General features: G+C 32.7%; 16 protein-coding genes. 15 read left to right on the forward strand and 1 reads right to left on the reverse strand.

What is annotated here, in order from left to right:
- The first annotated feature begins 216 nt into the window (after nucleotides 1-216).
- The 4 genes from argS to DMA14_RS09625 all read left to right on the forward strand — a co-directional run bounded on the left by argS (nucleotide 217) and on the right by DMA14_RS09625 (nucleotide 8,091).
- Nucleotides 217-1,995 carry an arginine--tRNA ligase gene (gene argS / locus DMA14_RS09610; protein WP_111424474.1) on the forward strand — a complete coding sequence of 593 codons (1,779 nt, stop codon included), beginning with the start codon at nucleotides 217-219 and terminating at the stop codon, nucleotides 1,993-1,995.
- Nucleotides 1,996-2,424: 429 nt separating this feature from the next.
- Nucleotides 2,425-5,595, forward strand: a complete 3,171-nt coding sequence (locus tag DMA14_RS09615) for a SusC/RagA family TonB-linked outer membrane protein (RefSeq protein ID WP_111424475.1) — start codon at nucleotides 2,425-2,427, stop codon at nucleotides 5,593-5,595.
- 4 nt (nucleotides 5,596-5,599) lie between these two features.
- Complete coding sequence (locus DMA14_RS09620) at nucleotides 5,600-7,072, forward strand: RagB/SusD family nutrient uptake outer membrane protein (protein WP_111424476.1); 1,473 nt, start codon at nucleotides 5,600-5,602, stop codon at nucleotides 7,070-7,072.
- A gap of 311 nt (nucleotides 7,073-7,383) precedes the next feature.
- Complete coding sequence (locus tag DMA14_RS09625) at nucleotides 7,384-8,091, forward strand: hypothetical protein (RefSeq protein ID WP_111424477.1); 708 nt, start codon at nucleotides 7,384-7,386, stop codon at nucleotides 8,089-8,091.
- 73 nt (nucleotides 8,092-8,164) lie between these two features.
- On the opposite strand, the gene DMA14_RS09630 is transcribed toward DMA14_RS09625, so the two are convergent.
- Nucleotides 8,165-9,067, reverse strand: coding sequence for a DUF6607 family protein (locus DMA14_RS09630; protein WP_111424478.1), 903 nt, complete (start codon nucleotides 9,065-9,067; stop codon nucleotides 8,165-8,167).
- Nucleotides 9,068-9,172: 105 nt separating this feature from the next.
- On the opposite strand from DMA14_RS09630, the gene DMA14_RS09635 reads away from it, so the two are divergent.
- The 11 genes from DMA14_RS09635 to DMA14_RS09685 all read left to right on the forward strand — a co-directional run bounded on the left by DMA14_RS09635 (nucleotide 9,173) and on the right by DMA14_RS09685 (nucleotide 23,441).
- Nucleotides 9,173-11,239: a TonB-dependent receptor plug domain-containing protein gene (locus DMA14_RS09635; RefSeq protein WP_111424479.1), complete on the forward strand. Its 2,067-nt coding sequence runs from the start codon at nucleotides 9,173-9,175 to the stop codon at nucleotides 11,237-11,239.
- A gap of 27 nt (nucleotides 11,240-11,266) precedes the next feature.
- On the forward strand, nucleotides 11,267-11,887 hold the full coding sequence (locus DMA14_RS09640) for an HmuY family protein (RefSeq protein WP_111424480.1): 621 nt from the start codon (nucleotides 11,267-11,269) through the stop codon (nucleotides 11,885-11,887).
- A 279-nt stretch (nucleotides 11,888-12,166) separates the two neighbouring features.
- Entirely contained in the window at nucleotides 12,167-13,645 is a 1,479-nt protein-coding gene (locus DMA14_RS09645; RefSeq protein ID WP_111424481.1) for an SGNH/GDSL hydrolase family protein, read from the forward strand.
- Nucleotides 13,642-15,063 (forward strand): GDSL-type esterase/lipase family protein, encoded by a 1,422-nt coding sequence (locus DMA14_RS09650; RefSeq protein ID WP_111424482.1) that lies wholly within the window; start codon nucleotides 13,642-13,644, stop codon nucleotides 15,061-15,063. The genes DMA14_RS09645 and DMA14_RS09650 overlap by 4 nt, the downstream gene beginning before the upstream one ends.
- 1 nt (nucleotide 15,064) lies before the next feature.
- Nucleotides 15,065-16,747, forward strand: coding sequence for an MBOAT family O-acyltransferase (locus tag DMA14_RS09655; RefSeq protein WP_111424483.1), 1,683 nt, complete (start codon nucleotides 15,065-15,067; stop codon nucleotides 16,745-16,747).
- A 323-nt stretch (nucleotides 16,748-17,070) separates the two neighbouring features.
- The gene (ffh, locus tag DMA14_RS09660) at nucleotides 17,071-18,435 is read left to right on the forward strand and encodes a signal recognition particle protein (RefSeq protein WP_095929402.1); all 1,365 of its coding nucleotides are present in this window, start codon (nucleotides 17,071-17,073) and stop codon (nucleotides 18,433-18,435) included.
- Nucleotides 18,436-18,572: 137 nt separating this feature from the next.
- On the forward strand, nucleotides 18,573-19,460 hold the full coding sequence (locus DMA14_RS09665) for a bifunctional 5,10-methylenetetrahydrofolate dehydrogenase/5,10-methenyltetrahydrofolate cyclohydrolase (RefSeq protein ID WP_111424484.1): 888 nt from the start codon (nucleotides 18,573-18,575) through the stop codon (nucleotides 19,458-19,460).
- A gap of 400 nt (nucleotides 19,461-19,860) precedes the next feature.
- Complete coding sequence (locus DMA14_RS09670) at nucleotides 19,861-20,787, forward strand: magnesium transporter CorA family protein (RefSeq protein ID WP_111424485.1); 927 nt, start codon at nucleotides 19,861-19,863, stop codon at nucleotides 20,785-20,787.
- Nucleotides 20,788-21,083: 296 nt separating this feature from the next.
- The gene (locus DMA14_RS09675) at nucleotides 21,084-21,698 is read left to right on the forward strand and encodes a hypothetical protein (protein ID WP_111424486.1); all 615 of its coding nucleotides are present in this window, start codon (nucleotides 21,084-21,086) and stop codon (nucleotides 21,696-21,698) included.
- 4 nt (nucleotides 21,699-21,702) lie between these two features.
- Complete coding sequence (locus tag DMA14_RS09680) at nucleotides 21,703-21,993, forward strand: winged helix-turn-helix domain-containing protein (protein ID WP_008464519.1); 291 nt, start codon at nucleotides 21,703-21,705, stop codon at nucleotides 21,991-21,993.
- Nucleotides 21,994-22,052: 59 nt separating this feature from the next.
- Nucleotides 22,053-23,441 (forward strand): DUF4153 domain-containing protein, encoded by a 1,389-nt coding sequence (locus DMA14_RS09685; protein ID WP_111424487.1) that lies wholly within the window; start codon nucleotides 22,053-22,055, stop codon nucleotides 23,439-23,441.
- Nucleotides 23,442-23,445 lie beyond the last annotated feature (4 nt).

Genomic DNA, 23,445 nt, shown 5'->3' on the forward strand with positions numbered 1-23,445 from the left:
ACGGCTGATATGTTACAAGAAATTTCAGAAAAAAGAATATTTTTTTTCTCATAGGCTGTTTTGTAATAGATTAGCATTTTGATTTTTTGATAATTTTAACAATTAGTATTTGTGTTTTTTTGTCAAATTGAAACTCTTTTCTTGAATTTAATATGTTTTTGATTTTCTCTAATTGATGAATAAGCATTATCTTTGCTCACTTTAAAATAAGTTTACATGTCATTACAACAAATTCTTACACCCTCTATACAAAAAGCAATACAAGCATTATTTGATGTTACTATTGATAAAATCGAGTTTCAAACTACTAGAAAAGAGTTTGAAGGAGATATTACAATGGTAATTTTCCCATTGCTAAAAGTGACTAAAAGTAATCCGGCTGAATTGGGAAATAAAATTGGAAACTATCTTGTAGAAAATGTTTCTGAAGTTGCTCGCTTTAATGTAGTTTCTGGTTTCTTGAATATTGTGATTTCAGACAGTTATTATGTAAATTTCTTTAATGGAATAAAAGACCAAAAACAGTTTGGCTTTGTAGCTCCAAATCTTGCAGAAAAAGCAATAATGGTAGAATATTCTTCTCCAAATACAAACAAACCTTTGCACTTAGGACACGTTCGTAACAATTTGTTGGGATATTCTGTTGCAGAAATTTTAAAAGCTTCGGGTAAAAAAGTCTACAAAACGCAAATTATCAACGATAGAGGAATTCATATCTGTAAATCGATGCTGGCTTGGGAGAAATTCGGAAACGGAGAAACTCCAGAAACTTCTGGTTTAAAAGGTGATAAATTGGTTGGTAAATATTATGTTGAGTTTGATAAAGCTTACAAAAATGAAATTAAAGGTTTAATCGAAACTGGAAAAACAGAAGAAGAAGCCAAAAAACAAGCGCCAATTATTATCGAAGCGCAAGATATGCTTAAGAAATGGGAAGCTGGCGATGAAAAAGTGATTTCCCTTTGGAAAAAAATGAACGAATGGGTTTATGAAGGTTTCGAAACAACTTATACAAATCTTGGAGTTAATTTTGATAAAAATTACTACGAAAGCAATACTTATCTTTTAGGAAAAGATGTTGTTCAAGTAGGTCTAGATAAAGGTGTCTTCGAAAAGGACCCAGACGGTTCTGTATGGATTGATTTGACCGACGAAGGTTTAGATCGTAAAATTGTTTTACGTTCTGACGGAACGGCGGTTTATATGACGCAAGATATTGGAACCGCAATTCAGCGTGTAAAAGATATGCCAGATGTTGGAGGAATGGTTTACACTGTTGGAAATGAGCAAGATCATCACTTCAAAGTTTTATTCTTAATCTTGAAAAAATTAGGTTTTGATTGGTCTTCAACTCTATATCATTTGTCATACGGAATGGTAGATTTACCTTCTGGAAAAATGAAAAGCCGTGAAGGAACTGTTGTCGATGCTGATGATTTGATGCAAGATATGACAGACACAGCAAAACAAATTTCAGAAGATTTAGGAAAACTGGACAGCTATTCTGATGAGGAAAAAGCAAAATTGTACAAAACGATTGGTTTAGGAGCTCTAAAATATTACATTTTGAAAATAGATCCTAAAAAACGTATTTTGTTCAACCCAGAAGAATCGGTAGATTTTGCAGGAAATACAGGTCCGTTTATTCAATATACATACGCAAGAATTCAGTCAATCATCCGCAAAGCCGATTTTGATTTTTCTAATAAAATTGAAGTTGAAGAATTACACGAAAAAGAGAAAGAATTGGTAAAACAAATCGAACTTTTCCCAGAAGTAATTCAGAATGCGGCTCAAAATCATAGTCCAGCATTAATTGCCAATTATACTTATGATTTAGTAAAAGAATATAACTCTTTTTACCAATCTGTACATATTTTAGGAGAGGTTGATTTGACAAAAAAAATATTCAGAGTGCAGCTTTCTCAAAAAGTTGCCGAAGTAATTAAATCTGCATTTCAATTATTAGGAATTGAAGTTCCTGAGAGAATGTAAGAATTAAAAATACATACAAAAAGTAGAAAGCCAGTAGTTTTAAAACTATTGGCTTTTTTTATTGTTTTTTTGGCTTCAAAAGCATAGGTGTGCTAAAATTCCTATATAATTTTGCAGTGGCTTTGTAAGTATTACAATGCAAGTGATAAAATTATAAGTCAACTCTTCTAATATTCATTTTTAACTATTTTGAATTAGTACGCTTTTAGTAAAGATGATAGAGAAAAAAAAGAACCGTCTAGTAGTAGGACGGTTTTTTTTCTCAATTGTTTTTATTTTCCTTCTTATCTAATTCTATATTCCATTTTTTTTCTAAATAACAAATATTGTAGTATAAGTATTATATTTTTAATTGTTAAAAGTAATGTAATACTTGTTAAAATTATTTAAATTTTTTAAGTTCGCCCTCTCTAATTAAAAAACAAAATAATGAAACAAAAATTTAAAGGATTAGCAATTCTTGTGTTTCTTCTTTTTACGCAAGTATTTTTTGCACAAGAGAAAACAATATCAGGAATTGTATCAGATGGAAGCGGACCTATTCCATGTGCGAATGTTGTGGTAAAAGGAACCAGTAATGGTGTTCAAACTGATTTTGATGGAAAGTATAAGATAAACGCAAAGACAGGTGATGTTTTGGTTTTTTCTTATATGGGAATGAAAGATCAGACTATTATTGTTGGTAATTCGTCTTCTGTAAATGTTAAATTGCAAGAAGGAGGTGAGCAATTGGAAGAAGTTGTGGTACAGGTAGCTTATGGTAAGGCAAAAAAAGGCACATATACAGGATCTGCTACTCAAATTAAATCGGAGCAACTAGAAAATAGACCTTTAACCAATGCTCTTTCTGTTTTAGAGGGGAGTACTTCGGGAGTTCAAATTCAAAGTTCAGCAGGTCAGCCTGGAGCTGCGCCTGAGGTAAGAATACGTGGTTTTAGTTCAATCAATGGCTCAAACACTCCTTTATATGTTGTTGACGGGGTTCCTTATTCGGGAGATATTAGTAGTTTAAATTCAAGTGATATTGAAAGTTTAACCGTCTTAAAAGATGCTTCTTCAACATCTTTATATGGATCAAAAGCTGCAAATGGAGTTATTATAATTACGACTAAGACAGGAAAATCTATAAAAGATAAATTTTCTCTTAATTTGAGTACTGGAATGACTTCTCGATCTATTAAAGATTATAGTAGAGTAAACGCCTTTGATTATTATCCGCTAGAATGGGAGGCCATTAGAAATAGTCGCCCAATGGGGAATCAAGCAGAAATAGATGCTGCAAATGCTTACGCATCTGCAAGAGTTCCTGTTGTATTGGTAACAAATCCATTTAATGTTCCCAATGGAAGTATTGTTGGAACTGATGGAAAATTGAATTCAAATGCAAAATTATTATACCCACAAGATCTTGATTGGGCTAAACAATTGGAGAGAGCTGGAGTTAGAAAAAATGTTGATTTTTCATATCAAGGAAAATCTGAAAAATCGAACTACTTTGCATCTTTAGGTTATTTGGATGAAGAAGGATATATACAAAAATCAGGTTTTGAAAGAACAACAGGAAGGTTAAATTTAAATACGAGCTTAAAAGAGTGGTTTAAAACAGGTGCAAATCTATCTGGAACTTTAACGAATTCAAAATTAGGTACTGATGGAGTTGAAAATACAAGCTCTTTTAAAAATCCATTTAGAACTATTAGAACAATGGGGCCAATTTATCCTGTTTTCGACCATACATCAAATGGCGATTATGTACTTGATGCAAATGGTGATCGCGTTTATTCGACTGTTCGTGGTTCGGGGGCTTCTAATGGACGTAATGTTGTTTATGAAACTTTAAATGATACTGATGTATTAAAAGGATTAGCTCTTTCAGCGCGAACTTTTTTTGAAATTTCATTCACTAAAGATTTAAAATTCACAACAAATGCCTCTATTGACAAAACATATAGAAATAGAACTTATTCCTATAATACTAAAATTGGAGATGGAGCGCCAACTGGATTGATGGCGAAAGAAGATAAAATTCTAACTGGAATTACATACAATCAACTATTGAATTATTCGAAGAAAATCGGAGAACATTCATTTAATGTTTTATTAGGACATGAAAGTTTTGATTATGAAACAAACTGGACAAGCAGCAGTAAGACAGGACAGGTAGCACCAGATATTATTGAATTTGTTAACTATGCAACAACTACGGGTTTAACATCTTTTACAAGAAATTATGCAACAGAGTCATACTTTTCAAGAGCTGGCTATGATTATATGAATAAGTATATTTTTTCAGCATCACTAAGAAGAGATGGATCTTCAAAATTTGCTAATAATAATCGTTGGGGTAATTTTTGGTCTTTAGGAGGAGCTTGGGTACTTTCTAAAGAAAATTTCTTAAAAAAACATACTTGGCTTGATGATTTAAAATTAAGAGCTTCAATTGGGCAAGTTGGAAATGATTCTCATATAATTGGAGATACTAATGATGCAGGTTCAAAAATTAATGGTTTAAATTACTATGTCAATCAGCCTACCTTTAGTTTAGGTTATGATAATGGAAGTGAAGGTGGTATTGTTACTTATGCAGCCGCGGCACCAGATTTAAAATGGGAGGTTAATACTCAAAAAGATATTGCTATAGAGTTTAGCTTGTTTAAAAACAGATTAAAAGGAAGTGTAGAGTATTATAATAGAAATACTGACGGGTTAATTTTTTCAGTGCCTAACCCTTTGTCTTCAGGCCTAGATAATAGAATAGAAAATATTGGTTCTATGGTCAATAAAGGATTTGAAATCTCTTTAGATGGTGTTATCGTTAAAACAAATGATTTTTCGTGGAGTTTAAATGTTAATGCATCAACAATTAATAACAAAATTACAAAGCTCCCTCAGGGAGAAATTATTGATGGAACTAAAAAACTTTCAGTAGGCCATTCAATTTATGACTATTGGCTAAGAGATTGGTATGGGGTAGATCCTTCAGATGGATATGCTTTATTTGTAGCAGATCCAAAATTTGTAAATCCAACTGACACTTCAATAAGAGTTGTAGATGGTGTAAATGTGACTACAGATCAAAATAAAGCATTATACCATTACGCAGGTTCTGCTATTCCAGATTTGTTTGGAAGTTTTGGAAATACATTTAAATATAAAGGACTTCAGTTAGATGTTGTTTGTTCATATCAAATCGGTGGGAAAATGTACGACACTAATTATGCTGTTTTAATGCATACTGGTAATAATTATGGGTCTGCTTTAAGTACAGATATTTTTAGAAGATGGCAGAAGCCTGGTGATATAACTGATGTACCTCGATTGGACGTTAATAGAAATACTTCTGCAAGTGCAGCTTCTGATAGATGGTTAATAGGTTCTGATTATTTATCATTAAGACAAGTCAATTTATCATATAAAATGCCTTCAGAATTTATCTCAAAATTAGAAATTGATAATGCCTCAGTTTATATAAACGGAGAAAATTTAATGCTATTTACAAAACGCCAAGGAATGGATCCAACTCAAACTTTTAATGGAACGACTCAAAATAGATATATACCATCTCGAGTAATTTCGTTAGGAGTGAATTTAAATTTTTAATATTATGAAATCAAATTATATAAAAATATTATTAGCATCTATAATGCTGACTTTTTTAGGCTCATGCTCTGACGATTTTTTAGATAAAAAGCCAACAGAGTTTGTTGATTATGATGGAGCGACAAAAACAACAGAAAATTTAATGACCCTTTTGAATGGTATTCATAGGTCATTATACTATAATTATGAAGATCAGAGCCAGGCAGGATTAGGAGGCTTAATGGAGCAAACTGATATCGCAGGTGATGACGTGGTTTTTCCAATTACAAATGGCTGGTTTTTGACAGTATATAATTGGAGTGCAATGAATAATGAAAATTCTACAGAAGTTCGTTTTGCTTACAGGACTTATTATAGAATCATTAGAAATGCAAATACAATAATAAATGCAGCAGATGTTGCAATTGGCTCTGATGATGATAAGAAAATTGTAAAAGGACAAGCTTTGCTTTACCGCGCATTTTGTCACTATCAATTGGTACAATTATTTGGCAAGAGATATGTAAATGGTGAAACAAATTCTCAGCTTGGAGTGCCTATTATATTGACGGTAGGGAATGATAAATTTCCACGCTCAACTGTTGAAGAAGTATATGCTCAAATTAATAAAGATCTGGATGAAGCAAATGCTTTATTAATTGATTATACAAAACCAAATAATTCACATTTAGACCTGAAGGTAGCTCAAGGTTTAAAAGCAAGAGTAGCTTTGACTCAAGGAAATTGGTCAATTGCGGCCGAATATGCAAATAAGGCTAGGGCTGGAAAGACTTTAATGCCAATAGCAGAATATGCTTTAGGGTTTAATGATTATAATAATAAAGAATGGATGTGGGGAAGTCATATTAATGAGGTTCAAACTCAGTACTTCGGGAATTTTGGAGCTTATATGTCTAGAAATTTCAGTTCAACGGTTATACGTTCTTGTCCAAAAGCAATAAATAGTAAGCTGTATAATATCATACCTTCTACTGATGTTCGTTCTACGGTTTTTGATAAAACAGGAAAGCATACTTCATTGGCACTTCCTTCGAATTTTGCTAAATTTCCTTATACTAGCCAGAAATTTTTAGCCATAAGTACAGGAGATAGTCGATGTGATGTTCCATATATGCGTGTTGCCGAAATGTATCTGATAGAAGCGGAAGCAAAAGCAAGACTTGGAAACGCAGATGCCGCTGCAGTACTTTTTGAATTCGAAAAAACAAGAGACCCTTCTTATACTTTATCTACAAATTCTGGACAAGCATTAGTTGATGAAATTTTACTTCAAAGAAGAATTGAATTGTGGGGAGAAGGCTTTAGATTTTATGATTTAAAAAGAACTAATACAGCATTAGACAGAACTGATTCTAATCATGATGTTGGTATTACAAATGGAGTAATGAATGTAGCGCCTTCAGATAAAAGATGGCAATGGTTGATCCCAAAAGTTGAAATTGACGCAAATCCGTTGATTATACAAAATGAATTGTAAATTTTTATAACTAGCGAGCTCGAAAAAAACGAGCTCGCTTTGTTTATTAATGTATTTAATAGAATGTCTCTTAATCGTTAAATTTAATTAATGAGAACTTTAAGAAACTAAAGGTGGATTTTCGTGTAAAAAAGTATTAACAAGATTTGTAAGTGTAAAATTTATAATTATGTTTACGGTAAGAAATAATTGGTTATTTTTTAGCTGAAAGTATCAATAAATCAAGAGAGAACCAATTGGGGTTAGCGTTAAAATAAATACGAGGAAGCCGAAAATCGCGAGAGTAGGCAAAATTTTAAACCCAAAAACAAATGATTAAAAAAACTTTACTTTTAATGATGCTTCTTTTGGCATTTACAGCAACAAAAGCTCAAGATTTAATTAATCCATCTTATGGATTTTCACACAGTAAAACAGCTTATATTACACTAACAGATGGAACAGAACTTAGCGGAACTATCAGGGATATTGATAGAGATAAGGGGTTAATCGAATTTATTAAGTTACAAGACGCTGCTGGAAAAAAACACAAACTTAAGCCAGAGGATATTAAGCACATGTACTTACCACCAAGTGGACTTGATAATTTAACCAAAAAACTAGATTTCATTTCAGATTACCAAAAATGGAACGACGATAAATTGAACCAAGAGTACCTTAAAGAAGGTTACGCTTATTTTGAAACAGCAGATGTACAAGTAAAGAAAAAAACTTCAAAACTTTTAATGCAGTTATTGAATCCAGCATTCAGTAAAGAACTTAGAATATATTGTGATCCACGTGCAAAAGAAACTGCTTCTTTTGGAGTTGGAGGTGTTAAATTTGTTGGTGGAGATGCTAAATCTTACTATGTTGCTAAAAAAGATGCACCTGCATTTTTATTAAAGAAAAAAGAATACAAAAAAGAATTTGCAACATTGTGGAGTGGATGTGATAAATTAATCACTGCATCTTCAGCAGATCCAAAATGGACAGATTTATCAAAACATGCTGTTACCTATTCTGAGTGTGCTCAGTAATTGTTTCGAAAAAATAAAAAAAAGCCGGAAGTCTCAAAACTTCCGGCTTTTTCGTTTTAACAACTAATTCTAATTACTTAACAAATTTGTCAATGATTTTATCTGTTTCTGCTTTTGAAGCATCTGGTTTCAAATCAAATAGAAGAGAGTAAAGTGCTTTTCTATCAACTTTAGCTTCTAGGTTTAAGTCTTGGTGTCTGTCAAAGAGAGTCTGCCATTTGTCACGAACGTTTTTCCAAAGTGCGTTATTTTCCTTCCACCATTTTTGTCCTGCAATACATTTTGAATCAGGAACTTTAGTGTAAACATCAAATCCTTTTTCTTGAGCTAATAAAACATCTTTTCCAGCGTCGTCGCGAACCAATTTATCATTGTCTTGTTCGTGATTCCAACCTGTAGAAGTGATTTCGTGGATGTTTCTTCTTTTCAAAACATTATAATCGTTACGTTTTGTCTGCTCTCTTCTTGGAAGTGGAGCATCTGCAACGTTTGCCCAATAATCTTGTCCGTCAACATGTACCCAAGTTGAAGATCCCTCATATCTTGGACTATCGTCTACTTGATATACTTTTTGAGTCCACTGACCTTTAACCGCTTTTTTATCTAATTTCTTGTATTTCCAAGAATTCCCCTTGTCAAAAGTGTATAAGTCTGTGTTTTCGTAAAGCCAATCTTGTCTCCAGTGTTTGATAATCATATCAGGACTTACAATAAGTAAATGCTGCATTACGATTTTGTTTGGAGTGTCTTCTAATAGTTCTACCCATTCTAAAGCAGATTCGTGTTTAGTTTCAGAAGGTTTATAAGTAAGAGAATCTTTTGGGTATGAGAAAGTTTCTGTGAAATTGAACTTCACCTCATAACAACCACACATCGATTTAATAGATTTTATGTCTTGTTGTTTCTTGTCCTGACTAAAACCAAGACCACATGTTAAAGCCATAGCGGCTGACAAAAAAAGGCTTTTTGAAATCATAACTTATTGTTTTGTTTTTAAAATTTTCGCAAATATATAAATTTTATTTAGAACAATTAAAAATAGTTATATATTCGCATCGATTATTAAGACTGAATAAAAATAATGAATTTTAGAATTACTCTTTTTGCTGTTGTGCTTTTTTGTCAAATTTCTGTATCTCAGAATGTTAAAAAAGATAGTGTGGAAACAAATGAATTATCGGAAGTTAAAGTTACTACTGCAACTAGAACAGAAAGAGTCCTTTCATCATTGCCTTTGCCCATGACAATTATTACATCTGAAGCAATTATGAAGTCTGGTGTTACAAGATTAAATGAAATTTTAAGTGAACAAACCGGTATTATTTTAATTCCTGACGAGAGTGGTTTTGAAGGAATTCAAATGCAAGGATTGGATGCAGCTTATACTATGATTTTAATTGATGGAGTGCCGTTAGTAGGTAGAAGTGCTGGTGTTTTGGACTTATCAAGGGTTTCTGTGGGAAATATAGAAAGAATCGAAATTGTTAAAGGAGCTTCTTCAGCATTGTATGGTTCTGAAGCAATGGGAGGAGTAATAAATGTAATTACAAAAAGACCGAAGAAGGATACGTTTACAGGAAGTCTTTCTTATAGATACGCAACTTTTAATACTAATGATGCTAATACGAATTTGCTTTGGAAGAAGAAGAAATTCTCAGCTAATCTTTTTGCCAATTTTTATTCTACAGATGGTTATGATTTAGATAAAAGTACGCCATTAAAAAATGTGGAACCGTTTTATAATTTTACAATCCAACCTAAGATATATTACGATTTTTCGGAGAATCTAAAGTTAATTGTAAACAACCGTTTTTACGATATGAAAATGGATAATGTGGCAATTATAGATTCTCAAAACTACAAAGGTGATGCAAAAGAAAAAGAATGGAATTCGCAAATTAAATTTGAGCATAAATGGAGCTCAAAAGTGTATTCTGAATACGAGTTTTACACCACAAATTACAAAAATGATTCCTTTTTAAATGATAAGAATAACGCTCTTTATGAGAGTGCTTATTACAATCAATGGTTAGTTCGACCAGAAATTCGAACAACGCTTTCATTGAAAAATGACAAACTAACAGGTGGAGTTGGATTAAATTATGAGACTTTAGACAGAACTTATTTTGAAAAGCAAGTCAATTTTAATTCACAATATATTTACCTGCAATATGATTACAATCCAACTGAGAAATGGAACGTTCTTGCTGGATTTAGATATGATAATCATAGTGAATACGCCTCACAGTTTAGTCCAAAATTAGCGGTCAACTATAAGGTTAATGAGAATTTTTCTTTAAAATCTTCGGTTGGTTATGGATATAAAGCACCAGATTTTCGTCAATTATATTTTGACTTTACAAATCCGTCAGTTGGATATACGGTTTTGGGGTACAACGTCGCTGAAGACCGCTTAAATCAACTTGAAGAACAAGGGCAACTTTTGTCTAGAGTAAATGGAGTAAATTTTGGTGAGCCGTTGAAGCCAGAAAGTTCAATAAACGTAAATCTTGGAACTTTTTATAAAAAAAATAAATTAAGACTAGACGTGAATGCGTTCTATAATTCAATCGAAAATTTAATTGATACTCGAGTTGTTGCTCAAAAAACGAATGGTCAGAATGTCTTCAGTTATTTTAATATTAGTAAAATCTTTACCTATGGTCTAGAGTTTAATTCAACTTATGATTTTACAAAACAATTATCAGTATCATTTGGTTATCAGTTTTTAACAGCAAAAGACAAATCTGTTTTGGATAATTTCGAAGATTACCAATACATCCGCAATTCAGATTTACAAACCGTTCAGATTAAAAAATCAGATTATTTTGGATTGTTTAACAGGTCAAAACATACGGCCAATGTTAAGTTCGCCTACAATATCCCTAAAATAAAAACAGACATCAACTTGCGCGTTTTTTACAGAAGCAAGTACGGAATGTTTGATACAAACGGTAATCAGATACTTGACAAATATGACACATTTGTCGATGGTTATTTCTTAACAAACCTGTCAATTTCAAAATACATCGGAGATAAATTTATGCTTCAGGCAGGAGCCAATAATTTATTTGATTTTACAGACCCTAGCCAAATTAGCAACTTGGCCGGCAGGCAGTTTTTTGCACGAATTCAATATAATTTTTAATCAATATTTATTTAACACCTTTTCAAAATGAAAACAAAATTCTTAAAACTTTCGCTTTTAGCATTATTTATTTTTACAGCATCTTGCAGTAGCGATGATGATAAAAATACAGTAGCACCAGTAGTAACTACAAAAGTTTCTAATATTGCTGCACCACAAACGGGAGGTCAAGGACAACCAGCTGGAGGAGCATTTGCAAAATTTAGTTTTTCTCAAAACAAATTAGTAACTGATAATAGTTGGGATATCGCTTTTCGCGGTACTACAATTATTGTAAATGGGGGAGCTAAAATTGGTCTTACAGATGAACCAGAAAGAACAGGATCTGGTGCTGTAAGTATCGTGTCTGGAACATTTGGTGGTGTAACAACATTTCCTGCTTCTAGTACTTTTGCTCAAGATGCATCTACTGTTTATTCAATCCCAACAGGAAGCGGAAAAGGGTGGTATTCTTACAATGCAGAAACTCATATTGTTTCTCCTATTGCAGGAAAAGTATTTGTTGTAAAAACACATGATGGTAAATATGCAAAATTTGAAATATTAAGCTATTATAAAGATGCGCCTGCAAGTCCAACACAAACTTCTGAGTCGCCATATTATACTTTTAATTTCGCGTACCAAGCAAATAGCACTACTACATTCTAATTAAAGAGTAATAAGCTCTGATAATTTATTTTATACAAGCACTTTTAAATAAAAACACAAAAAATCTAGTTAATCATTAGCTTTGTTTTTTTTATTTTTTTTTTGACAAGAGGTTAGAATTTTTCTAGCCTCTTTTTTTTGTTCTACTTTCTTGTTAAAATGAAATAGAAACAAAATGTTATTCTATCTTTGCACAAATTTTTTCTGCAGTGAGTTAACCATAATTTAATTGGTTTAATTTTTGAATGCAGTTCCTCATATTTTATTATAATTATTTAAGTGAATACAAAGTCTTATTTTTTTCAGTCTTTTGCGATAGTTGCTTTAGCACTGGTTGCTTTTATTGGGTTTAAACAAATCCTTCCAGATAAAATATTTTCTGAGACTAAGTTAGATTCTAAAAATATATTAATAGATAGTATGCTTTTAGAGTCTGTTGCCGACGATTCATTATCTCTAGATAAAGACAGTATTGCAAAAAGTGAGCAAGCACTAAACGGGCAGAAAATTGTTTTTGATGAAACAGAAGGAATTGAATTTCCTGCTGAGACATTCGAAAACTATAAAGGATATCAATACCTGATTTCTTTCTATGAGAAATTATATCAGTTAGAAAAAAATCCGCAGAACAAAGTTCGAATCGCTTATTACGGAGATTCTATGACCGATGGAGATTTAATCGTTCAGGACGTTCGTACCAATTATCAGGAACGTTTTGGAGGAAACGGTGTTGGTTTTGTTTCTATTACTTCAGAATCCGCAGCATCGAGAGGATCTGTAAAATCAACTTATTCTAAAAACTGGAAAACGCAGTCTTACTTAAACGTAAAAAGACCAACGAGCCCTTTTGGAGTTAACGGACATGTATTTTTTGCAAATGATAAATCCAATTCAACTTGGGTTCAGTACGAAGCTGGATTGAACAAATTTTCAACTTCTTTAGATAATGCAACATTATTTTATGGGCGCTCATCTAAACTAGGGAAAGTGAATTTCATTATAGGAAAAGATACACTTAAGAAAAGCCTTTCTCCGAATAGTTTAGTAAACACATTGAAAGTTTCATCAGGAAGTTTAAAAGCTTTTAAAGCAAATTTTGTACAAGCAGATTCTATTCCGATTTATGGATTTAATTTTGATAACGGAAGCGGAGTTCATGTTGACAATTTCTCTCAGCGAGGAAATTCAGGACTTCCAATTTCGATGTTTAATGCCGATGTAATGAGAGCTTTTAATAATAGCTTAAAATATGATTTGATTATTCTGCACTACGGAACCAACGTTTTAAATTACGGAACAAAAAATTATTCTTGGTATGAAAAAGGAATGACAAAAACCGTTAATAAAATAAAAGAATCTTTCCCTGGAGTTTCTATCTTAATTGTTTCAACAGCTGATAAGTCAACAAAATATGATTTAGAAATGAAAACCGATTCGGCTGTAGTTCCTTTAATGAAAGCGCAAAAGCACTATGCATTAGAAACACATGCAGGATTTGTAAACCTATATACTTTGATGGGTGGAGACGGTTCTATGATAAAATGGGTTGATGAAACTCCAGCCAAAGCAAATAAAGATTATACGCATTTTAACCAGCGTGGCGCAAAAGCCATTGGTAATTTGCTTTATGGACAATTAAATAAAGGATACGAAGAATATAAAGTACTCAGACAAAAAAGAGATGCTGAAGGGACTAAGCCAAAACCAGTAAAAAGAGCCAGACCGGATTCCGTTTCAGTAACAAAAGATAGTGTATGATAAATAAACTTATGGTTTTCTTTTGTTGTCTTTTTTTTACAACAAATGAAAAAAATCCAAAAACAGACGTACAGCCAATACCAAAAAGCATGATTCAAAAAGTGGATACCGCAGCAATTGATGCGCCTATAGATGGTCAGATTTATAATGCAAAAGCAATAAGCGATCTTTTTCTGAAGCTGGAAAAAAATGAAGGTGAGAAAAATCAAAAAATCAATATTGTACATATTGGAGATTCGCATATTCAAAGTGATTTGATGACGAATGAAATCAGAAAAAAACTGCAACAGCAATTTGGTAATGCAGGACGCGGTCTCGTTTTTCCTTATCAATTAGCGAGAACAAACGGATCTTATAATGAGCGCTTCAAATCGAACAGAACTTGGGAAAGCTATAGAAATATATATCCCGTAAAGCAATGTCCAATCGGGATAAGCGGAATTGGGCTTTGGAGAGATTCTGGCGGATTTGTTTTGGAGATGAACGTAAAAGATCCAGCGTACAAATTCAATACAATAAAAATTATTACGCCTCAAAATCAGAATATGTTTGATTTGGCGACTTCTTCTAAGATCAATTCTATTCAGACAACAGAACGAAGAGTCATTACACATAAAATTAAAAAAGGTGAGGTACTTGGAAGCATTGCAGATAAATACAATGTTTCTGTTGTCGAGATTAAAAGAGACAATCGTTTAAAGTCAAATAATATCCGAGCAGGACGAACTCTTAAAATTTCTACTAACGAAACAAGGCCAAAGACCATTTCGATGTCTGAATTTGTTCCGTTGGCAATCGAATCAGATTCTTTCTCACATTATTATAATTCAGAAAATGCTTTAAGCCGAATCTTCTTGATTCCAAATAAAGAAGCAAAAGATTACGAATTGAACGGAATTGTTTTAGAAAAAGATGCTCCAGGTGTTATTTATAGCAGTATCGGAGTAAATGGAGCTAAATATTCAGATTACAATAAATATCCGTTGTTTTTTGAACAATTGAAATCATTGCATCCTGACCTGCTGGTTTTTTCGCTGGGAACAAATGAGAGCTATGAACATCTAGATCCAGAAAATTATATTAAAGAATTACGAGAGTTTATCAATAATATAAGAGCACAAAAAATAGATGCTCCTATAATTGTAATGACACCTCCGCCATCATTGTTAAGACGAAAGCCAAATACTTACATTGATAATTATGCAAGGCAGATTATAGATATAGCCCAAAAAGACGGTTTTGCCGTTTGGGATTTGTACGATGAGTTTGGAGGCATGAGCGGAATCAGACAATTAAAAGTACAAGGATTAATTGGGCTAGACTGGGTTCATTATTCAAAAAAGGGATACGAGAAACAAGGAAATCTGTTTGCTCAGGCGTTTTTAAGATCATACGATAATTTTAAATTAAAGAAGTAAGTTGACAACAATAGATAGCATTAATAATTGGTTCATTCAAAACTTTGGTGCAATTACAATAGAACAAGTTAAAAGTTGGTTTGTTTATAATGAAGACGAAAAACTTTTATTCAACACCGGTTTATTCTTAGGTTTATTTCTGGTTTTCTATTTTGTGTATGGTTTTTTACGCAAAACATTTTATTTGAGATTAACGTATGTTATTCTCTTCTCATTATTCTTTTACTATAAATCAAGCGGGATTTATTTTCTGCTTTTATTGCTTTCATCAGTCGTAGATTATGGTTTGAGCCAGATTATTTACCGAGAAAGCAGAGACGGAGTTAAGAAATTTTACTTGGTAATTAGTGTTATTTTGAATTTGGCACTTTTAGGCTATTTCAAATACATGAACTTCTTGATTGTAACTTACAATGATATGTTTCATGGTAATTTTGCACTTCATAATGTTTTCCTTCCTGTTGGAATTTCGTTCTACACTTTCCAATCTATGAGTTATATTATTGAGATCTATAGAGAAGAAATTAAACCGACAAAAAATTACATCGAATATTTATTCTTCGTATCATTCTTCCCTCAATTAGTTGCGGGACCAATTGTTCGTGCAAAAGACTTTTTGCCTCAGATTTATCAGAAATTAAATCTGACCAAACAAGATGTAAACAACGCTTTGTTTTTGATTATTGGTGGATTGATCAAGAAAACAGTAATCTCAAATTACATATCTGTAAATTTCGTTGATCGTGTTTTTGATACGCCGATGAGTTATACTTCTTTTGAAAACTTAATGGCTTCGTACGGATATGCCATTCAGATTTATTGTGATTTCTCTGGATATTCAGACATGGCAATTGGTATTGCATTATTGCTTGGATTTAAATTGCCAGTCAACTTTAGAACTCCATACAAATCAACTTCGATTACTGATTTCTGGAGAAGATGGCATATCTCACTTTCGACTTGGTTAAAAGACTTTTTATATATTTCTATTGGAGGAAACCGTAATGGATCTTTCGCAGGATATTTATTCCCAAGTTTATTTTTCTTCGGACTATTACTTTGGGGAATGTCTTGTTATAATGAAAGTATAATTCCGCTTATTATTGCAGGAATCAGTATTTTAATTTTCGCATTGTCATTCTTACTTTCAAGCAAAATCAAACAGACTTTAGTAACCAATTTTAACCTGTTTACCACAATGCTTTTAGGAGGTTTGTGGCATGGGGCAGGAGCACAGTTCATTGTTTGGGGAGCACTTCACGGATTAGCATTAGCGGTTCATAAAATATTCATGGAATTCTTTCCTTCTAAAAAAGACAAAAGGCCTAATTTCTTATGGAGATTTTTCTCAATCCTAATCACTTTTCATTTTGTGGTTTTCTGTTGGATATTTTTCCGCGCAAGAGATTTTGAAACGGCATTACAAGTAATTAATAATATCGGACAATTAACATTCGAACCAGAACTTTGGAAAACAATTGTTTTAGGTTATAAAAATGTTTTCGGATTAATGTTGTTCGGTTATGTTTGGCATTTCTTACCAGAATCATTCACAAACGGAATGAAATCTGTTTTCGATAAAACACCACTATTAATAAAAGCAATAATCTTAGGATTTGTTTATTGGATTGTTTACGCAACCGCAGTAGCCGGTTCACAGCCATTTATATACTTCCAGTTTTAATTCTGGAGGTTCAAAGGTTCATAGCAACAAAGACACAAAGGCGCAAAGGTTTTATTCTTTGCGCTTTTTTTTGTTTTGCCACAAAGGTGCTAAGACGCAAAGTTTTTTTCTTTCGCAGATTAAAACAGATTTTATATTCTTAGAATAAAAATAATCTGCAAAATCAGCTAAATCTGCGAGAGAAAAATAATTCGAGAAATTAGGGTAATTCGTGGCAAAAAACTTTGCGTCTTAGTGCCTTCGCGGCAAAAAAATGCGTACAAATAAAAATTGCCTGAAATATGTAATTAGATTATCTTTGCACTTCATATAAAGAAAATGATATGTTTGATAATTTAAGTGATAAGTTAGATAAAGCGTTCCATATATTAAAAGGACACGGTAAAATTACAGAAGTAAACGTTGCCGATACTTTAAAAGAAGTTCGTCGTGCTTTACTTGATGCCGATGTTAACTTTAAAATTGCTAAAGATTTTACAGCAAGAGTAAAAGACAAAGCAATTGGTCAGGACGTATTGACAACCTTACAGCCAGGACAATTATTAGTAAAACTGGTAAAAGATGAGTTGACAGAATTAATGGGTGGAGATGTTGCTGGTGTAAACTTATCAGGAAATCCAACTGTTATTTTGATGTCAGGACTTCAAGGTTCTGGTAAAACTACTTTCTCAGGAAAATTAGCAAACTTCTTAAAAACGAAGAAAAACAAGAAACCACTTCTTGTAGCGTGTGATATCTACCGTCCAGCGGCGATCAACCAGTTACATGTTGTGGGAGATCAAATAGGTGTTGAGGTTTACTCAGAACCAGAAAATAAAAATCCTGTAGAAATTGCTCAAAATGCAATTAAACATGCTAAAGCAAACGGATTCAATGTTGTTATTGTCGATACAGCGGGTCGTTTGGCAGTAGATCAGGAAATGATGGATGAAATTGCACGTGTACACAAAGCAATTCAGCCACAAGAAACATTGTTCGTTGTAGACTCTATGACAGGACAAGATGCTGTAAATACAGCAAAAGCTTTCAACGATATTTTGAACTTTGATGGAGTTATCTTAACGAAATTAGATGGAGATACTCGTGGTGGAGCTGCACTTTCAATCAAATCGATTGTAAACAAACCAATCAAATTTGTTGGTACTGGAGAAAAAATGGAAGCAATTGATGTTTTCTATCCAGAACGTATGGCTGAGCGTATATTAGGAATGGGAGACGTTGTGTCTCTTGTTGAAAGAGCTCAAGAACAATTTGACGAAGAAGAAGCAAGAAAACTTCAAAAGAAAATCGCTAAAAACGAATTTGGTTTTGACGACTTCTTAACGCAGATTCAGCAAGTAAAGAAAATGGGTAACATGAAAGACTTGGTTGGAATGATACCAGGTGCTTCAAAAGCGATGAAAGACGTTGAAATCGAAGACGACGCTTTCAAACATATCGAAGCGATCATTTATTCGATGACTCCAGGAGAAAGAAGCAAACCAGCGATTATCGACGTAAAAAGAAAAGCCAGAATCGCAAAAGGTTCGGGAACTAAAGTCGAGCAAGTAAATCAGCTGATGAAACAGTTTGACCAAATGAGCAAGATGATGAAGATGATGCAAGGCCCAGGCGGAAAAAATCTGATGAAAATGATGGGTGGTATGAAAGGGATGCCGGGTGGTATGCCGGGAGGAATGCCGAAATAATAAAAAGAGTTTCAAGTTTAAGGTTTCAAGTTAAGAGACCAAAACTTGAAACTTTTTCACTTAAATATATTAAGAGTTTCGTTTTAACGTGAACTCTTGAAGCCTGAAACAAAAATTAAAACCTGAAACAACACACAATGCAGCTACTAGACGGTAAAAAAACATCTAACGACATTAAAAACGAAATTGCAATCGAAGTTCAATCTATAAAAGCAGCTGGAGGAAAAGTACCTCATTTAGCAGCAGTTTTAGTGGGGAATAACGGAGCAAGTTTAACTTACGTAGGAAGTAAAGTAAAATCATGCCAAGAAATCGGATTTGATTCAACTTTAGTTGCTTTACCAGAAACCATTACAGAAGACGAATTATTGGCTAAAATTAAAGAGTTAAACGAAGACGACAATCTAGATGGATACATCGTTCAGTTACCTTTGCCAAAACATATCGACGAGCAAAAAATTTTATTAGCAATTGATCCTGATAAAGACGTTGACGGATTCCACCCAACTAACTTTGGTAGAATGGCTTTGGAAATGGAAAGTTTCATTCCAGCAACTCCATTCGGAATTATGGAATTGTTAGAGCGTTACAAAGTAGAAACTGTAGGAAAGCATACCGTTGTAATAGGAAGAAGCCATATCGTAGGACGCCCGATGAGTATTTTAATGAGCCGAAAAGGAAATCCTGGAGATTCGACAGTTACATTAACTCATAGTAGAACTAAAGATTTAGCAGAATTCACTAAAAATGCTGATATTATTATTACAGCTTTAGGAGTTCCGGAATTCTTAAAAGCAGATATGGTAAAAGAAGGAGTAACAGTTATCGACGTTGGAATTACACGCGTAGAAGATGCATCAAACCCAAAAGGATACGTTATCAAAGGTGACGTTGATTTTGACGGAGTAAGCAAAAAAGCATCTTTTATTACACCAGTTCCAGGTGGAGTAGGACCAATGACAATTGCAATGTTGCTTAAGAATACACTTTTAGCAAGAAAAATGAGAAGCGCAAGAAATAAATAAAATTGCGTCAAAATATATATAAAGCCTGTTCGATTGAGCAGGCTTTTTTTATTTTTAAACACATAGAAACATAGAATTTAGTTTTTTTTAAAGAATACAAAAGAGAAACAAATTTCTTCCACATAGTTTACTCATACTCCTACTATGTTTATTTGAAAAAGTGAAACGCCTTTTCTACATTTAGAGTGTCTATGTTCCTATGTGTTTAAAAATCTAGCATAAACAGCCATTTTAATATATAATTAATAGTTTAAAGTTTCGGTTCTTAAAAATAAAGGATACTTTTGCACCACTTTAAAAAATAACACTTCTCCAAATGGACGATTATTATTATTCGTTAGTATTAAATTAAGCAGCTTTTGAAATTTCAAAATGCTGCGCTAAAAACCTGTATTTTGAAATGAAAGCCTTTTACACAAACAACAACGGATTGGTAGAAATCCAAAAATGGACTTCAAATTGCTGGATTCATATCGAATCTCCAACAGAATCAGATAAAAATTATTTATTAGAAGAACTTCAACTTCCTGAAGCCTTTTACAATGATATCGAAGATATCGACGAAAGACCTCGTATCGAAATAGAAGACGGTTGGACGCTTATCATTATGCGTATCCCGATTAAAAGCGGAGATGTCAAAATTCCATTTCATACCGTTCCTCTCGGAATCATTTTTAAAGACGATATCTGTGTTACAATCAGTTTTTATAAAACAGAAATAATAAAAGATTTTGTTGCCTATTCACAGCGTAAAAACATTGACATAGAAGACAATTTCAATTTAGTTTTAAGATTGCTTTTATCATCAAGCGTTTGGTATTTGAAATACTTGAAACAAATCAATCATAAAATAAAACTAGCAGAAGATAATTTAGAGAAATCAATTAAAAACGAAGAATTACAGGCTTTGCTTCAAATCGAAAAATGTTTTGTATTCTTTATCACTTCTTTAAAAGCAAATGACGTTCTATTTCAAAGAATCAAAAATTTAAAAGCGCACAAAGCCAATTACGATCCAGAATTATTAGAAGATGTCGAAATCGAATTAAATCAAGCGCAAGACACAGCCAATATTTACAACAACATCTTAACCGGAATGATGGATGCTTACGCTTCTGTGATCTCCAATAATATGAATAATATTATGAAACAGATGACATCAATTTCGATCATTTTAATGATTCCAACTCTTATAGCCAGTTTGTACGGAATGAACGTGCCAAACGGCCTAGAAGAAAGCAAATATGGGATCTGGATCTTACTTTTGGTTTCAATAATTCTATCCACTTTTGGAGTGTTTTTATTCAAAAGAAGAAGATGGTTTTAAAACTTTAAAACAATGCAAAGCCTGTTCGTTAAGAATGGGCTTTTTCGTTTTTATATTTTGGGCGTGACCGTACCGATATAAGAAGGCAAATATACTTTGCGCATATACGCCTTCTTATATCGGTACGGTCGGGCTATCCGCGCTACTTTGGTAGCTAGCTCCTATCCCTCACGCAGTTTGTGCGAATAAACCTGACAGGGTTTTAAAACCTGTCAGGTCCTGTTGAAATAAAAAACCACTTTTTTATTTGCCAATTCAAAATAAATAATAACTTTGTAATGCAAAGTACTTTAATTATGAATCAAAAGCACCAAGAAGATTTAGCACATATTCGTTCCATGATGGAGCGCTCTTCAAGATTTATATCGTTAAGCGGACTTTCAGGAGTTTTCGCTGGTCTTTCAGCTTTAATTGGTGGAATCTATGTATACCAGTTGTTCAAGGCAAATGGAATGGATTATTTAACCGACGAGCATAGATTGTATACTGCCAATTTAGTTTCAGAATTATTCTGGATAGGTATTGGAATTTTAGTTTGTGCATTTGCATTCGGAATTTTTTTTACCATTAGAAAAAGCCGAAAATACAATTTGCCAATTTGGACATCTGCGACTAAGAAAATGCTTTTCAATTTGACTGTTCCGCTTTTTGCGGGAGGAGTTTTCTGTCTGGCTTTAATGTATCACGGATACTTCGGATTGGTTGCACCATCTACTTTGCTATTTTATGGTTTAGCACTTATTAATGCAGAAAAATATACTTTTTCTGATGTGAAATATTTAGGTTTCTGCGAACTTTGTTTAGGATTAATTGCTCTTTTCTATATCGGGTATGGATTGATTTTCTGGATTCTTGGATTTGGAATTCTACATATTTTATACGGATTAGTAATGTTCAAAAAATATAAATAATTGAATGGGAATTATTGATAAGCTAAATAAAGATTTCGAAAGCCGTGTCAGACTGGGTATCATGTCCGTTCTGATGGTTAACGACTGGGTAGATTTTACCGAGATGAAAACGCTTTTGAATATCACTGATGGTAATTTGGCAAGTCATTCTTCTGCATTGGAGAAATCTGAATATATCGAAATTAAGAAAGAATTTGTGGGCAAAAAGCCGAAAACATCTTATCAGGTAACACCGCTAGGCCGCGCGGCGTTCAAAGAACACCTTTCTTACCTCGAAAAATTAATGAAATCTTAGAATCTAAAATTTTTTATCTAAAAACTTTGAATTACAAAGTACTTTTAAAAACTGAAATCATGAAAAAACATCAAATTATCTTGGCATGTACAGCGGTTTTCATACTGCTTTTTTACAACGAATCTGTCGGAATCAATATTTCTATTTTCGGCGTTGTTCTTACACTATTGATTAGCTATTTTTTTCAAGAAAAGCTTGTAGACAGATCACATCTTATTTTAGTAATGACATCTATTTTGTCTTGTTTTGCTTTTGCCTGGTACGGAGATGCAGCATCATTCTTTGCTTTAGCTTTATCAATTCTATTTTTACAATTTAAAACTCAAGATGGGGAACTCAAAACGATACAAATCTTTCCATTAATAATTTTAAACGGATTTGCATCAATAGGACGTATTTTTCTTTTCAGCCAATGGCTTCCTGAGCGAAAAATCCACAACGATTTTGCTAAAAAATTAGTGGCGTTTGTAGTTATTCCAGTAATATTTTTAGGATTGTTCTTCATCGTTTATTCTTTCGGGAGCGATCATTTCTCTTCATTATTTACAGATTATGAATTAGATATCAATTTACCGCAATTAATTGCAATGTGCATTTTAGGATTTTATATTTCGTTCAGTTTTTGGAATTATTGGGTTCCGGATGCTTGTTACGAATTCAATCCGAAGCTAAACAATGATTTCAGTAATATTTCTGAAGTCAAAAATCAAAGCACATTTTCATTTCTTGATTTGGACTTCGAAAGAAAAAGTGGAGAAATTACATTATTTCTGCTAAACATCATGCTTTTAGTTTTTATTGGAACTTACAATTATGAGCAATTTTTTGAAGTTGTAGAAAAAACAAATTTAAGTGCAGATACTCACGAACGTGTAAATGCTGTTATTTTTTCAATCTTAATGGCTGTTGGCGTAATTTTATTTTACTTTAAAGGCGGATTTAATTTTGACGAGAAAGCTAAATCTTTAAAAAACTTGGCTAAAGTTTGGCTTGCCCTAAACGTAATTTTAATTGTAAGTGCTATGATTAAGAATACAGAATATGTTTCTTTTTATGGTTTAACCTATAAACGTCTTGGAGTTTATGCTTTTTTAATCTTGGCTATTATCGGTTTAGCAGTTTCATTTCAGAAAATCAGAAAACAAAAAACCAATGCTTATCTTTTCAACCAGATGGTTTGGTATTTTTATGGAACAATTCTTTTATGCAGTTATGTGAACTGGGGAAGTTTAGTGACTAATTATAATATTTCTGTGAACAAAGGAGTTGAGCCTGTTTTTTTAAGTGGTTTGAATTTTAATGATGATATCCGTCGTGAATATTTAAAGCAAAATAATTTAGATGGGAAATATGCAGAAGCAGTAAGAGAAGAATTGATTTTAAATTATCAAAAATCAAGTTTTTTATCCAAAGCCTTGTATTATGAGTTTTTGGATAAAAAGAAATAACAAA

This window comes from Flavobacterium sharifuzzamanii, assembly GCF_003254585.1.
GTDB classification, from domain to species: domain Bacteria; phylum Bacteroidota; class Bacteroidia; order Flavobacteriales; family Flavobacteriaceae; genus Flavobacterium; species Flavobacterium sharifuzzamanii.